General features: G+C 59.6%; 12 protein-coding genes and 1 pseudogene. 7 read left to right on the plus strand and 6 right to left on the minus strand.

The window, feature by feature from the left end; all coding sequences use genetic code 11:
- The first annotated feature begins 396 nt into the window (after positions 1–396).
- The 3 genes from QW861_RS25055 to QW861_RS25065 all read left to right on the plus strand — a co-directional run bounded on the left by QW861_RS25055 (position 397) and on the right by QW861_RS25065 (position 5,511).
- Positions 397–1,932: a hypothetical protein gene (locus QW861_RS25055; protein ID WP_315753318.1), complete on the plus strand. Its 1,536-nt coding sequence runs from the start codon at positions 397–399 to the stop codon at positions 1,930–1,932.
- 572 nt (positions 1,933–2,504) lie between these two features.
- On the plus strand, positions 2,505–3,503 hold the full coding sequence (locus QW861_RS25060; protein WP_315753320.1) for a phosphatase PAP2 family protein: 999 nt from the start codon (positions 2,505–2,507) through the stop codon (positions 3,501–3,503).
- Between the two features lie 199 nt (positions 3,504–3,702).
- The gene (locus QW861_RS25065; protein WP_316171320.1) at positions 3,703–5,511 is read left to right on the plus strand and encodes a hypothetical protein; all 1,809 of its coding nucleotides are present in this window, start codon (positions 3,703–3,705) and stop codon (positions 5,509–5,511) included.
- 1,678 nt (positions 5,512–7,189) lie between these two features.
- On the opposite strand, the gene QW861_RS25070 is transcribed toward QW861_RS25065, so the two are convergent.
- Both QW861_RS25070 and QW861_RS25075 read right to left on the minus strand, forming a co-directional pair.
- On the minus strand, positions 7,190–7,486 hold the full coding sequence (locus QW861_RS25070) for a hypothetical protein (protein ID WP_316173110.1): 297 nt from the start codon (positions 7,484–7,486) through the stop codon (positions 7,190–7,192).
- 78 nt (positions 7,487–7,564) lie between these two features.
- Positions 7,565–8,758 (minus strand): LanC-like protein, encoded by a 1,194-nt coding sequence (locus QW861_RS25075; RefSeq protein WP_315753326.1) that lies wholly within the window; start codon positions 8,756–8,758, stop codon positions 7,565–7,567.
- Positions 8,759–8,917: 159 nt separating this feature from the next.
- Here QW861_RS25075 and QW861_RS25080 point away from each other — a divergent pair.
- A pseudogene (locus QW861_RS25080) lies at positions 8,918–9,199 on the plus strand (SRPBCC domain-containing protein); the annotation flags it as partial.
- 259 nt (positions 9,200–9,458) lie between these two features.
- Here QW861_RS25080 and QW861_RS25085 read toward each other — a convergent pair.
- From QW861_RS25085 to QW861_RS25100, 4 genes are all read right to left on the minus strand, one after another.
- Entirely contained in the window at positions 9,459–9,620 is a 162-nt protein-coding gene (locus QW861_RS25085) for a hypothetical protein (RefSeq protein WP_315753328.1), read from the minus strand.
- Between the two features lie 322 nt (positions 9,621–9,942).
- Complete coding sequence (locus QW861_RS25090; protein WP_315753330.1) at positions 9,943–11,394, minus strand: hypothetical protein; 1,452 nt, start codon at positions 11,392–11,394, stop codon at positions 9,943–9,945.
- A gap of 294 nt (positions 11,395–11,688) precedes the next feature.
- Positions 11,689–12,330 carry a GNAT family N-acetyltransferase gene (locus tag QW861_RS25095; protein WP_315753332.1) on the minus strand — a complete coding sequence of 214 codons (642 nt, stop codon included), beginning with the start codon at positions 12,328–12,330 and terminating at the stop codon, positions 11,689–11,691.
- A gap of 104 nt (positions 12,331–12,434) precedes the next feature.
- Positions 12,435–12,629 (minus strand): hypothetical protein, encoded by a 195-nt coding sequence (locus tag QW861_RS25100; protein ID WP_315716598.1) that lies wholly within the window; start codon positions 12,627–12,629, stop codon positions 12,435–12,437.
- Positions 12,630–12,660: 31 nt separating this feature from the next.
- On the opposite strand from QW861_RS25100, the gene QW861_RS25105 reads away from it, so the two are divergent.
- The 3 genes from QW861_RS25105 to QW861_RS25115 all read left to right on the plus strand — a co-directional run bounded on the left by QW861_RS25105 (position 12,661) and on the right by QW861_RS25115 (position 14,966).
- On the plus strand, positions 12,661–13,026 hold the full coding sequence (locus QW861_RS25105; protein ID WP_315716599.1) for a hypothetical protein: 366 nt from the start codon (positions 12,661–12,663) through the stop codon (positions 13,024–13,026).
- Positions 13,027–13,383: 357 nt separating this feature from the next.
- Positions 13,384–14,283: an NAD(P)-dependent oxidoreductase gene (locus QW861_RS25110; RefSeq protein WP_315753334.1), complete on the plus strand. Its 900-nt coding sequence runs from the start codon at positions 13,384–13,386 to the stop codon at positions 14,281–14,283.
- Positions 14,284–14,336: 53 nt separating this feature from the next.
- Positions 14,337–14,966 (plus strand): hypothetical protein, encoded by a 630-nt coding sequence (locus QW861_RS25115; protein ID WP_315753336.1) that lies wholly within the window; start codon positions 14,337–14,339, stop codon positions 14,964–14,966.
- The last annotated feature ends 40 nt before the right edge of the window (positions 14,967–15,006 follow it).

Raw genomic sequence — 15,006 nt, forward strand, 5'->3', positions numbered from 1 at the left:
GTTCAATCTCATTTCGGCCTGATTGCCGACGTGCCTCCGCTTCCTCTGCCGCCGCCACGCCAGCAACTAGTGATTCTGCAGGATTGCGAACACCTCAATCTCGGCGCCAGACGAGGGGGAAGTAAGTCCCTCGTCGACTGGTGCGGCAAGCCAGCTACGATCGTTGACAAGACTCACCTTTCATCGCGATGACGGCGGCACTTCCTCGCCTCTGGGGACGCCCGTCCAAAATGCCGTTCCCATCAGCCGGCCCGGGCACATCTGTCATTCATAGGTTGTTAACTAGCGTCCATTTGTCCGTGCGAGGAGATGGATGCGAACGTGTTTTTTACTCCGCCTTAGACGCCCTCCCGTATTCAGGTACAGGTAGCGCAAAAATATCGGTAACGAAGTGGGTTGCGCGCGCTGCTGGGAAGGCAGAAGTACAACATGTGCGAGCAGACGATACCCGGGCGTGAGGTGCTGGCCACGTCGGCTGCGACCGATCAGCCGCCGTCGCACCACTTGGGAACTTACGCGTTCCTGATCTCTCTTTTGAGCGTTTTCTATCTTTCCAACGCATCACTCGTCCTAAGTCATTACGACCTTGGCTGGCACCTTGCCGCTGGCGACCTGATTCGAACGGAAGAGCGCATCCCCTTCCAGGATCCCTGGTCGTTCACCCTCGGGATCCAACAGTGGTTCAACCTCTCGTGGCTATGGGACGTGGTTGCCAGCACAATCTTCAAGTTCAGCGGATACGCAGGTCTTGTTGTCCTCGTCTTGGTGTGCGGAATCCTGATCGCTGGATATCTCACGTCGGCTTGCTTGCGAAGTGGCGCTTCCGCGTTCGCCGCCTGCATCGGGACATTTGCGGCTTGCTTGCTGTATCCCTCCTACGATACGGCGCCTAACAGCTATCTCGCGGCATCTCCCAACATCGCGACCATGGTATTCAGCGTGGTCTTCTACCGGGAGTGTTTGCGGCCGACCAAACTGTCGTTGCTACCCTTGCTGATGGTGCTCTGGGTGAATTTGCACGGTGGATTCGTGCTTGGCTTCATGATCCTCGCTGTCTTCGGTGGCGGGGCCATTCTCCGAGGTGACTGGCACGACTTAAAAGCCATCGTAGTGGCTGGTTGCGGCTGCCTAGCGGCTACCTTGGTCAATCCGCTCGGCTGGAAAATCTACAAAGGTGTGGCGGCTACCTTGGGACACTTTGTTCAGGGACATATTGGAGAGTGGCTTCCCTATTCTCACAATGTCGAAATTCCGGGCAGCCTTCCCGGAATGGCCTACATTATTGCGTTCATCGCGCTGGAACTGCGGTACGCCGTAACGGCGAAAATCCGCGCTGAGCACCGCATTCTGTGTTGGGCATTTCTCGCGCTGGGACTTTACCAGTTTCGATACATGTCATTCTTTTTTATCTTTTCGACGGTGCCGGTGGCTCATCATCTCGATCGGCTTCTTCCCACTCGGCTGCCCAAGCCACAAATTCAGCGGGCGCTTCTGACTGCAGCGCTCGTTGGCGCATGTGTCCTTCCGGTTACTTTAATCCGAGTAAAGCCGGCGATGGCATTGCCAAACATGTTGTCGGAGCAGGACGCCGAATACCTGCAGACGCATCTTGCGCATGCGCGAGTGCTCAACCACTGGAACGTCGGAGGATATCTGATCTTCCTTACCCATGGATCAGTCCGGCTCTTTGTCGACGGCCGAGCGGCCACGGCTTATCCTGATGAGTTGCTCCGCGACTACTTCAAGCTCGTGCATTGGGAGGTCGATGAAGCCGCCTGGGATGAGGTGCTCGAGAAGTACCATATCGATGCAGTCTTGTGGCTTAAGGGGCATGATGAATTGAGGCAGTTCCTCGTAGGAAAGCGAGGCTGGACTGAGGACCATATCGGGAAGTACGAAAGTGTCTATGTCAGGCCCGCTGTCGCGCGCTGACGTGGCGCCAAGGGATATCGCCAGGTACTGCGTCCCCGGAGCAGCAGAAGCTCATACGCATTTGCGTAGAAAGTTGACGGCGAGGTTTCCACCAACGCCCGCTCTGCTTCACCGATCTACTCCAGGCTCTCGCTCACTGGCCAAACGATTGTAAAGCGTGGTTTCGTTGCTGCCGTAGCCTAGAGATCGCGCTGCGTTATATCCCCGCGCAAATGCCGCGGCACAGGTTCCACAATGGTGCGCAACCGGTGAGAGAATTGTGTCCAGCCAGATCTACCAAAATGCCCTCTCATGAATCCGGCCGCTCTGCAAAATGACTTCAGAACATGCCTCGTTTGTGAATCGTGAATCTCAGGATCTCCTTTTTCACACTACCTTAAGTTTTGTCCCGTAATTTTGCGGGGTGAGAGATCGGGTGATCTGCGGGCTACTGGCCGGGCTTAAGAGCCCTGCTTGAGAGATGTGCCGCGACCAGCTCCCTGGGAATGCGATCCAATGTTCCGTGCTTTCGTCAGATGTTGCGCTCGCGATCGTCAAAAGAGCTTCGTTGAAGGAAACGATGGCCTGCAGGCATGAAAACCGACGAAGAAAACCTCGCGTGGCAAACACTCAATCTCAACTGGCTGCCAATCGCTCTGTTAGGCGCGGCGCTATTGAGTGCCTTGACGTACTCCGACTTTTCCTTGGAGCCAGTGGGTTTCGGAGTTCTCGTTGCTATTGCGATTTCGCTTGCGAGTATTGCCTATGTTTATGCCCACATCAGGCAGGCTTCCGCGGATCCTAAACTTGTCTTCTGGTTTGGTGTCACAGCTCAGATCATATTGCTCACGGCGATCGCTGGCCCTCTTAGTTATGTCGCAAACGCGATGAATTGGCCCCTACAGGATCGGAGCCTATTGTGGATCGACCGCGCAATTGGGTTTGATCCCCAGGGGATTGCAGCGTTTTTTAATGCCCACAGCTGGATCGTACACTACTTGAAAGTTGGATACGGCTTCATCAAGTGGCCCCTGCTCGCGATCCCGATCATTTTGGCGATGGGATCGCGGTTCTTGCGACTTCAGCAATTCGTGCTGACATTGAGCGTTGCACTCGCTGTAACGATTGTCTTGTCCGCCTTCATTCCGGCCATAGGGACTTATTATGGTCTGGGATTGTCGCCGGGCGAGCAGTTCCCGAAGGTTGACTCAGCAAATTACGCGGCGCAGCTCCGGGATATTTTCGCGCTACGAGATGGGTCGTTACGACAGCTCGACGTGCTCAGGCTAGCGGGCATTGTATCATTCCCAAGCTTCCACACGGCGTCGGCAGTTCTTTATATCTGGGCTTTGTGGCCGATCCGAGTTTTGCGGCCGGCGTCGATCGCGCTCAATACCTGGATGGTTGCCGCGACGCCCCTGATCGGTGCGCACTACATCATCGACCTCATCGGAGGCGCCGCTGTGGCTGGCGGGTCTATCGTGATGGTCAAGCACTTTTTGAGATCTGTATTTGTCAGTTCACAGCGCCGCGCGCAATCGCACGCTTATTGGCCGTCCGCTATGCCAAACGCCGGATCTTCGTCGGAGTAGACCCCGGTCACATCTTGGTGGCGCTGCCAGACGGGCCGAGTTGGGTCCGGCGAGCAACGAATCGGCTCGATATCTGCAGGCTTGCGGAGCACTTGAACCCGATGGGCTCAGTGCCGTGCAGACGTTGGGCAGTTCGACGCGGTGCGTGCTGCTCCAGTTAATTTCGGTTGTTGATGCTGCGGGAACCAGTGGGCTCATCATGTCAGACGCCGTTTCGAGTTTGAACTCGGTTCCGAGCCAAGGCAGAGTAAGAGCGGTCGGCGTTCTGATCCTGATCCTGGTGCTGGGGCTTACTGCGGCGATGGCGTTCAAGCTGCTCTCGATCAGGGGCGGCGTTTTCGACGCCATGTCGACCGATGATGCGATGCGTCTTGTCGAAATCCGGGATTTTCTCGACGGCCAGGCCTGGTGGGATCTCCGGCAATACCGTCTGGGTCCATCCGGCGTGCTCATGCATTGGTCGCGCATTGTCGATCTGCCACTAGCTATATCGATCCTGACACTGAAACCTTTGGTCGGTCCGCTCCATGCGGAAGCGGTAACGCTGTTCGTCTGGCCAATACTTCTGCTTGCTGTGGCTCTCTTGCTCGTCGGGACGATTGCCTACCGTATGAGCAAAGGCGTCGTGGCCTCATCGCTTGGCGCAGCTGTGCTGGCTATGCTGGCAGCGCCAGCATTGATTCACTTCAAGCCTGGCTCGATCGATCATCACAACGTGCAAATCGACCTCTTGCTCCTGATGCTTCTCTTTGCGATCCAGGCCGATCGAAGCGCGACCAGGGCTGCGCTCGCAGGGCTGACCGGATCTGTGTCGCTCGCAATCGGGGTTGAGATCTTGCCGATGATCGTCACGATAGGCGGTGCCATGGCGGGTCTTTTCGTCTGGCGTGGTGGAGAGGTAGCGCGCGAAGTCTCGGCCTTTGCTCTCGCGCTAGCCGCGTCATCGGCGGCTCTCGGATTTGCGCTGGTTCCGGCAGAAGAACTAACGTTGCCCGTGCTTGACGCGCTCGGGGGCCCGTTGCTTTTGTTGACCGTGGGCGGGAGCGTTGGCCTGGTGCTAATGGTTGGAATTGAGCGTTACCGATCCTCGCTATGGCTGCGTGTTGGTACTGCGACCGGAACCGTGATCGCCTTGCTCGGTGCGTTCGTCCTGCTTTTTGCGCGATCGCTGGTGTTGCCGTATTCGCAGCTTGATCCGCTGGTCGTTTCTCTATGGCTCGATCATGTTCAGGAGACCGTATCCCTGGCGGAGATGATCCGGATCGGTCCAGAGGAAGTACTCGGCTTTTACGCGTTTCCTCTTATAACAATGGCAATCGCGGCAGCGGCATTTTTGCGAGCCAACCCGGTTGATCGATTTCGGTGGGGTGTTGGTGTCGCTGCCCTCGCGACGTTGATTGTGATCAGCGTGTGGGAAATGCGCGGAACAGGCGGGGCTGCCATGGCGGCAGCGCCAATATTCGCCGCAGCCGCCGTCTTCATCTGGCCATCGCTTGCCCAGACAAGCAGCCTCGTTCTGGTGGCGTTCGTCGTCTCTCCGGTCATGTTCGCAGTGCTTGGAAAATGCGCGAAACCACTGATCGATTCGATGGTAGAGCCGACTGAAATGGTATTTGAACCTGACGAGTCCCGATGCCAAAGTGTTTCGGATGCCGAGCCTATGGGGCTATTGGCAAGAGGAAGCGTCATGGCGCCGATCGATCTCGGCCCGGCCATATTGGCTGCGACGAAACACGCCGTGTTTGCGGCCCCATACCACCGGAACAACGATGGCAATCTCGCGATGCTCAAGCTCATGCTTGCGCCAGCGCCGGTCGCGCATCAGATGCTACGAGACTACCACGTCGATTATGTGGTCACGTGTCGGACATCTCCAAATCGTAACGTTATTGAGCGCGCTCCGGATGGCTTAGAATCATTGTTGGCTCGAGGCGAAGTTCCTGAATTTCTCGAGCCATTGGGACTCGCATCCTCGTCCAAAATCGCGGTTTGGCGTGTTCGGGGATGATGGCCCAACTCCGGCGGCTTTGGTTTGGCGCAGATGAAGTCAAGTTGCTCACGCAACTGCCCGTATTCTGATCCGTCCCGTCAATACTGCGTCCACTACCCGGTCCGTGGGTGCGCGCTCTCGATCTCGCGGCCGCATCGGCGCGAACTCGGTTGCTATTGGGTATCCTCTTGAAGCGAGAGGACTCAGGAAGGTTGAGCACCAACTCGCACAATGAAGCTTCGGTCCGCGCGCCTGCGCGCGGTACTGGGGCGCGGACCAAGGACCTTGAGCGGCCCTGGGTATATGAAGAGAACGCGATCGCGGGGCATTGCAGTGCCAGCTGGCAGCGGGGTGTCGGCACGACGCATGGGTGGATCTGGCGCGTGCGCGAGTCTTGCGCCTCCCCGCAACCATCGAAACACAGGAGAGGTTGGGCGAACGAGGGATCCGAACTTCACCTTTGGGCGCCGAGCCGAAAGGGCAGGCAATCAACCTTTCTGAAGTCTTGGCAACTTTCAGGCGATTCTGGCTTCCAACCTACCCCTTGGATGGTGCGGGCATCGCCAGAAATTCCCTTTTGAAACCAAGAGCCCTGGAACGCTGGTGCGGGTGCCTAAATCATTGATCTTGATCCGTGTTTTCGCCCCTGTCGTGCCCACCATCGGCCGATCAGGCCGGTGACCCAGCCTCGTTCGATCTCACGATCATTGAAGATCCTCTGACGTCGAAGCCAAACATCAGCCGTGGCTCGCGTCGCGGGTCCGCCAGCCCCAGGGCAGGGCGACCATAGTCGTGAATTCATGCATCTGTCCTTCTGTCGCCGCGTCGTCCCGGCCGGGCTCGTCCCGCTTGCGCGGTCGCTTCGGCGCGGCAAAGGCCCGGCCATCCACATCGCGGGGCTTGCCCAGACAAGGGTGGGATGCCCGGGCGCTTCGCGGTGCCGCTCTTTCGCTTCATCGGCGGCCTGCTGATCGTCGGACGGGTGTGTCGGGTGGATGCTGCGGTCTGGATTTCAGACATGGCTTCGCTGTCTCGCGGCGCGCTTTGCGTCCGAGCTGTTCTGATCGACCACCCTCTTCGTCGAAGAGGGCACGGGGAATGCCGGGCGCTGGCCGCACCCATGGCCCGCCTGCAGAAAAAAAGCAGGCGGCAGTCACCACAGGTTCAGCCGAGAACACCCGGCATTCCCCGCGCGATGGTTTTGACGGCTGCTTCGCGATCTCCCCGGTGCGCCGGGCTTTCTGGCCACCGTATCGCACAACGTGCTTGCGCACATTGCGCTGGGCATCAGCATCGGGATGCCAGGACCACGCGACTTGACCGTGCGCATCGACGTCGTTCGTCGGCGCGGCTCAGCCACGCTGCAACATCGACACGCCCACCGCATCCCGCCTCGACGTTCGTGACGACCGCGAAGCGCCCCTCTTGTGAGACGGGACGGGGAGATAGAAGCATGAATTCTGGAAAAAAGAAACAAGAATCTTCATGCTCGGGAGACTGGACAGAGACATGTGTTTGAGGCCGCAGTCAAAACGAGTTTTTCTGGCGTAGGCGATCTGGATGCGGATGAGGGGCAAAGAGACGACCGCGCGCCAATGCCGACAAGACCGGCTCCCCGATCTGAACCGGACGAAAGCACTTGGCGCACTCTATTGGAAGGTCGCCGTTGTCATGCAAACGACCTCCAGCAAGAGGGTTAGACGGAGTGTGCCGCAGGTACGACTTTTACCATCTCGTTTTTGAGATCAAGTCCCTTCCATATTTCGAGTTCATCAGAGTCTTCATAGGCAATGCAGAGGCAGACATCGTCTCGCCCACCGGTTCTACGGGCAAATTCGATGCTGTGAATGGGGGCAGAGATAGATAGCGAAGAGTTTAGCGGCACGCTGACGATCATGCCGGCCTGAATCTGCCCACCTGCCATCTCGCCAGCCAGAACAAACAACCGGCGACTTTCAAGGGCGAAGGTCTCGTTCACACGAAAGCTGAACATCAGGAAGACCTACATCATGATATCGTGCTTGTCTCTTCCTTGCTCGAAACAGACATTGATAGCAGTCCCCAACTTGCTTCAGAACACGTCGATCGTCGGAAACCGTGGCTCTCCGGTGATGCAATCCCAGAGGTAGGCGGCGAGGCCGACGTCGCCGGTCCATAACGAATAGCGTCCGCGGCCGGCGACCATCTGGCCGCCGCGAACCTGCACGATGGCGGTCATCGCGAACTGGCGCGCGCGGTCGAGCCAGACCGGGTCGTGGGTGCGGCGATAGAGCTTGAGGAAGGCGTAGCCGTTTCCGCCGGTGCCGTGGCAGAGGTTCGAGCCCTTGGTCAGTGGTCCGGCGGCCCAGGTGAAGCGTCCGCCGTCCAGCAGCAGCGCGTCGAAGTCCGGCGTCGCGAACGGCGCGTCGGCAAAGGTCGTCACCATGCCCGGGGCACCATGACAGTGCTGACAGAGGAACAGCCGCTTCTCACGCTTGCTTCGCGGTCCCCATGTGGTTCCGATGTCATAGCGCCATGCGTTGGCCGCGAGCGCCTTCGGGACGAAGGCGGCCACATGAGCCCGCTGGGCCGCCGTCAGCCAGTCCCATCCGAGCAACAGCGGGATGACGTTGCCGGCAAAGCCATGAACGGGTCCGAGAAAGCGGTCCTTGGCGCCATATAGATCCTGGGTCCAGAGCGGGCCCTGCGGTGTGTCCTCCAGCTCGGCCAACAGCCGTGCCGCCTGCCCCTCGAACAGGCGGCGCCAGCGCGCTTCCCCGGTCATCCCCGCCATGTGGACCGCCGCGACCATCGACCCCGGCAGGCCCCACATCAGCTCCCGGATCGGCAGCTCGTTGTTCTTCTCGGCGTGCCAATGAATGAGGTCGGCGAGGCTCGACAGTGGCGTGAGCCGCATGGCGAGCAGGGCGGCCCCCATCTCGCCACGGAGCAGCGAGCCATGTTTCTCGTAGTCGGCAGGCGAATTGGCTGCGTGGTCGATGACCGTCCGCTCCATCAGCCTGGACAGCACGGGGCGGAAATCCTTGGTCGCTCGGGTTGCGCCGACACGATGCAGGTAGTCGAGGGCCCAGATCACACCCGCGGCGCCCTTGTAGAAGCTGGGATCGCCGTCGGCGGTCCCGTCGTCGCTGGGGTGGGCCGGCCAGAAATGATCGGGATCGAATTGGGCGATCGCATCGGCCGCGATGTCTTCGATCGCGGCCAGGGCAATCGCTTCGTCCCAGGGAGTCTGGACCAGCGGCCGATGTCGTCCCAGGGTGATCATCGTGTCGGGCTCTCGGGTGCTGTCCGTCGGTCGCGTCAAGCAGGCAGGCCGCGGGGCGCATGATTGGCAACCAGCCTATCCAAAAGCCTGCCGTCGGTACACCATCGGTCCTATCGGATGATGGCTCGAGACGATGCCCAAGGTCCGCGGGGAATGAACATGCGCGAGACCCTTTCGATACGGTGCTACATCGCCGCGCCTCGGCCGGCGGTCTATCGAGCGCTGCTCGATCCGCGCGCGATCGCAAAATGGAAGGTGCCGGACGGGATGACCTGCGACGTGCATGCGTTCGACGCCCGTGAAGGCGGCGCGTTGCGGATTTCGCTTACCTATGACGTGCCGACCGGGACCGGCAAGACGACGGCGCACACGGATACGTATCGCGGTCGCTTTGTGAAGCTCGTCCCGAATGAGCAGGTTGTCGAAGTGGACGAGTTCGAGACCACGGATCCGGCGCTACGCGGCGAGATGACGATCACGATCACGCTCGCCGATGCGGAACCAAACTCCTTGCCACGCATGATGGACTGCCCCGTGGCGTATCGCCCGCCGACAACGAGGCCGGCTGGCGGATGGCGCTCGCGAAGCTCGCGGCGCTCGTCGAGGCGCGATAGGCCGGGCCTTCCGCTCATGCCCGCGGCAAACATGGGTATGCCGATCACCGGCCGCTGTTCACCGACGCGGAGGAAGAAAAGACCGATCAGAAAAAGCCGTGGCTCAGATCCGTCCCGTAGGTCAGCGCCATCGCCGACACCAGCAATATGGCGGCACAGAGCAGAAGGAACTGTTTGAGCAGTTCGTGTTTCGGACTGTCGGATGCTTCGGAAAATGCTTTATGAAATGCCTTGGTCAGAGCCGTCATTGCGACCTCGATCTCCTCCCGCCCTTGAGTAGGTCAAGGCAGCAGGCAGAAGGTTCAACTCGGCACAGATGCTGACCGGCATTGGACGCGGAAGTCCCGGCTGTACGAAGGCCGCCCGGTCTCCTCAGGCGCGGCGGCGGCAAGCCCGAGCAGGACGACGAAACCGCCGATCGGCGGCAAATGCTGGAAATCGCGGTGGCGCAGGACGGTCGCTCCTGCCGCGGCAATGAGCGCCGTGCCAAGCGCCAGGCCGACGGTGGGACGGTCGCTCAGTGCTTGATCGCCATCCAACCGCCTTCTTGCGAGATCCGGAGCCGCACGCTTATTGAAACACCTTCACGGTGCGACGCTGTTTGGTGGAGACGGTCCAATTGACGTCGCAGGAGTCACCCGCGTTGATGCTGAGCGTCACGTTGAAGCAGACCTTGCTTTCGTCGGCGACCGCGCTCTTTCCGGTAAAGCACCCCGGACGTGTTTCGGAAAAGGAAAGAGCAGCGGTATCGGGTATCAGCTCCCAACCTGCGTCCGCCGCAGCGCATGTTTGCACCGGGCCTGCTGATTTGCCGACCGGCGCGCCTGTAGGATGATCGAGATGCATAGGTCCGCCATTGACCGATATGCCTTTTGTCTGCACGATCTCCTTCAAGACCGGTGGTGGAGGTAACGAAACGTCATTTGCAGCGAGACTGAGCGACGGCATCTGTACGACGGCGACAAATTCCGAGTTTGGTACTCGCTTGAAGACGTAGATCCGCTCTCCGGGACCGACGCTAGCCTCGACGATCTTGTCTTTCTGGTCGCCGACAACGCCAAACGACTCTCCGCCAATGACCTGAATGATGAGGGGATTGGGGTTCGGGATCGCGCTCTTAGGCTCGAAGCGGATTCGTAAGCTGACGATCTGCTGGCTGGGGCTCTTGGTCACCACAGCGGTCAGGGGCGATCTCGACTGAAGGCAGGCCGTGTAGGCGGCAAGGCCATTTTCATCGACGCCAGACGTCACCAGATGCTTCGCTTCGTCAACGCTATAGTTGAACCGCGTCTCTTGGTACATGCTGGCGCGCTTTGCCGCGAAGCTCTTGAAATCTCCAGCGAAATATTCGGGGATGATTGCGGAGGCAGACTTCTTTGCCTCTTCATAGTTCGCCTCATTGATCAACTTGAGTTGGGCGAGCATGACTGCAAGGGAAGAATCCTCGATGCGCATCGCCTTGAAAGCTTCGATATTGCAATCGCTCGCCTCACTGAAAGCCGCGCCCGAAGATCCCAACAGGGCCACGACAACAAAAATCGCAAGTCTCACGACAATTCTCCCTTTTCGAATGAGATTGAAGGGGCCAGAAAAGAATGTTTTGGTGAAATCGTGAGGCCAACGAAAAGTCGGCCATCCAGTGTCGTCAGATTGCGCCTTGCCAACAGCCAAAGCAATATCAAAACGCGTCGCAATCTCTGCCGGCAGCCCCGCCGTCAGGCGTCTTGAGGCGAGCAAGTGCAAAGGAACGAATTCATCAGCTGCCCGGATCGGCAGTTCGTCGTTCTTCTCGGCGTGCCAATGAATGAGGTCGGCGAGGCTCGACAGTGGCGTGAGCCGCATGGCGAGAAGGGCGGCCCCCACCTCGCCACGGAGCAGCGAGCCGTGTTTCTCGTAGTCGGCAGGCGAGTTGGCTGCGTGATCGATGACCGTCCGCTCCATTAGCCTCGACAGCACGGGGCGGAAGTCCTTCGCACGGCCTGTCGCACCGATACGGTGCAAGTAGTCCAGCCCCCAGATCACCCCCGCCGCGCCCTTGTAGAAGCTGGGGTCACCGTCTGCCGTCCCGTCGTCGCTGGGATGGGCCGGCCAGAAATTGTCGGGATCGAACTGGGCGATCGTGTCGGCTGCAATGTCGTCGATCGCGACCCGAACGGCCGCTTCGTCCCAGGGGGTCTGGATCAGCGGCCGGTGGCGTCCGAAGGTGATCGTGATGTCGGGCTCCCCTGTGCTGCGCGCATCTCATCAGCTCGTGACTGCGGCCCATGCCGCCATCGCCTTGAATGGGAGAACCGATCGATCCCAGCAGCTCGGTTGTCAGGTGCTGTCAGCCGCACGACTGAAGTCGAGCGCCATGTGCGCCTCGTCGTAGTATCGGCCGCCGTCCTTCGCGGCTTTCAGCTCCAGGCCAAATTCCACGAAGCCGATGCTTTCGTAGAGCCGTCGCGCCGGCACATTGTCCTGGACGACGATCAGCTGAACGATCTCGACCTGCTCGCGCGCGACATCCAGGATGTCATTCGCCAACAGGCGCGCGAGCCCGCTCCGTCGAAAGGCTGGCTTAACGTACATGCCGAACAGCCGGCCCTTATGGGCGTGCTTCGGCCCCTGCTGGACGACGAAGCCCAGCGTGCCGACAAGCTCGCCGTCTCGAAAGGCGCCGAGGGTGTGGGTGTCCTCGAGCCGCCTGGCGAACCATTCGACGCCAAGCCCGTTCTCCAGCTCGAAGGTGCTGCCCATCGATTCCGGGTTGATCGTCAGCGCCTCCAGACGAAGGGCCTTGAAGCATGCCGCATCGTCGGCCCGCAGGCGCCGGATCGTTGCAGCAGGGCTCATGGACCGGCTTTCCATCGTCCTCGCGTGAAAACATCTTCGCGTGAAAGCGCCGCCCTTGGGCGGGCGCTTCGCCGCATGCCCGTGCTCGACTCCCTCGGCCAGTGGGCCTTCACAGGCCGACATGCCGGCCGGCCTGCAAACAATGCGGCCTGCCGCAAGCGCAGGCCGCCGGGACGTCACCTCACAGGACCTGACCTCAGATGAGGCCGAGAGGTGAAGCCATCAAACTACTGGGCGCGCTTCAACCGCTTGATCTCGGCGACCTGAAACTTGCCGCCGGCCAGCAGGCTGCTGCAATGCAGCCAGACCTTGTTGCGATCCCAGCCCAGGAACGCCTTGGTCTCCGCACAGTCCGCGTAGTGCTTGTACCTGAGCGTGTCGGAGCAGGTCGTATCGAAATGCGAAAATTCTTGACCAGACAAGGCGCATCCGACCCAAGGCGCATTGCCCGACTTGAAGCTGGTCTCGCAGCCGCCGTTGCAGCTGCTGGCGGCTCTCTCCAGCTTGGCGATCCTGGCTTCCACGGAGTCCGACGCAACTGACGGCGCGCGCGCCGTCGACGACGCCGTCGACCGCGTGCGGCGCGAGATCCCGGTGTCGGCCGTGGTCTTCGACCTGTGGAGCTTTGTCGCCTGCTTCGGTGCGTCGACCGTTACGCCCGGAAGCGAGGGGGCGGAGCCTGGTGTGATTTGCGATGCGGCAGGACCGCACAGCAGGACGGTTGCCAGCACGGCGGCAGCCGAGGACACGACGACACTCGACGACAATCTCATGACAATATCCCTTCAGGGACGAACCTGCCGTCCCAATACATTGTGACCGCACTATATTACCTATCCGAAAATGGGAAACTTGGCTACTCAGCGCCGAAAAAATTTTGCGAATGATCGTCGTTTGCATCGCGATCGGGTGATGTGCCGACGACGCATCCAGAGACTGCCGTGTCGCGATGGGACGCGATTTTCGGATCGACAGAAATGCGCGCAGGCTGGGCCGGGGCGGTTGGCCTGATGTCACCCGCCGGGAGGCGGAGCTATCAACGCAGTGCGGCAATAGGCTTCCACGCGGCATTGAAAGCAGGCCGCGTCCCGCGCGGCAGGCTGCAAGTTCCTTGTGGAGCAGCTTCGCTGGAAACTGCTAGAAGCGATCACGCACTCACAGGGGATGACGAGCTCAATGACAGCCAAGCGCGTGGTGTTCACCGGGGGAACAGGCAAGGCGGGCAGGCATGTACTGCCGCATCTGCAGAACAAGGGCTACGCGCTCCTCAACGTCGATCTCAAGCCGTTCGATCACCCCGGGATCAACACCCTGATCGCGGATCTGACGGACAGCGGCCAGGCCTTCAACGCGCTGACCACGCATCATGGCTTCGGCGGCTTCAACGCCGGCCGGCCGCCACGGGCGCCGGATGCGGTGGTGCATTTCGCCGCGATCCCGCGGGTGCTGATCGAGCCCGACAATGAGACCTTTCGCGTGAATACGATCAGCACCTACAACGTCATCGAGGCCGCGGCGAAGCTCGGCGTGCGCAAGATCATCATCGCCTCCAGCGAGACCACCTATGGCGTATGCTTCGCGGAGGGCGACAAGGACTTCAGGAGCTTTCCGCTCGAGGAGGACTACGACACCGACCCGATGGATTCCTACGGGTTGTCCAAGGTCGTGAACGAGAAGACCGCGCGCGCCTTTGCGATGCGCTATGGCATCGACATCTACTGCTTGCGCATCGGCAACGTCATCGAGCCGCATGAATACGACATGTTCCCGCGTTTCCTCGCCGACCCGCCGTCGCGCAAGCGCAATGCCTGGTCCTATATCGACGCTCGCGACCTCGGCGAGATCGTGCATCTGGCGATCCAGAAGGACGGGCTCGGCTTCCAGGTCTTCAATGCCGTCAACGACACCGTCACCGCAACGATGCCGACGCGCGAGTTGCTGCGGCGCTATTGCCCGAATGTGCCGGTGACCCGCGAGATGGGTGACGACGAGGCGCCGCTGTCGAACCGCAAGACGCGCGAGGTGCTCGGGTTCAAGGAAGCGCATGATTGGCGGAAATATGTGAAGGTGGGATAAGGGTTAGGGTGCATCGGCGAAATTGGTCTCACCGACTTGTTTGGAATGTAAAGATGTATTGGTGGCCACTTTCACGCGCTGAGACGCTGCAAGCGCTTCCTGTGCTGAGCGCGGTGATTGCTCTGTTTGCTGCGGTTACGAGTGTATGGTTTTCAACACGAACATTGGGGCTTGCGTACTTTAAGCAGAAGCTTGATGTGATGACCACCGAGCTCAATTATTTCGAGGACATTCGAGAGTGGGGGGAGGAAGTCGTCGATGCTCTATCTGAGGCGGTTCATCTCTGTGATCTCGATCCAAAGCGATTGGATCCGGTAAGTGGATTCAAGGGAGAGTCCTTCTTCGAGCGACGTCATAGACTCCTAGTCGCGATTTCATCGATGATTGATCGTGGACGATGGTTCTTCCCCAATACTCGGGTTGAAGATCATGGAATGGATAAGGAGCCTGGGTACCAAGGATTTCGGCATGAGGTGCTTGATGGACTTGTGAGTGCCTACAAGAGCTTGGGTAGAGTCGATTGCCAGAACAAACAGAACAACCAGGCTCGTCGAGATGAATTGACCGGCTGCAAAAGGCATTTCGTCGGTCGGCTACAGATTATTCTCGATCCCACCCGGCGGTCGGAGGTCTTTAAGGAGTTGCGCAATAAAGCCGCGAAGGTGGAGAAGCATCCTGGTTGAACCGCTTTGGAAGGACCTTGATGTAGAGGGCAATCATCTA

The organism is Bradyrhizobium sp. SZCCHNRI1029, assembly GCF_032487555.1.
Classification (GTDB): Bacteria; Pseudomonadota; Alphaproteobacteria; order Rhizobiales; family Xanthobacteraceae; genus Bradyrhizobium.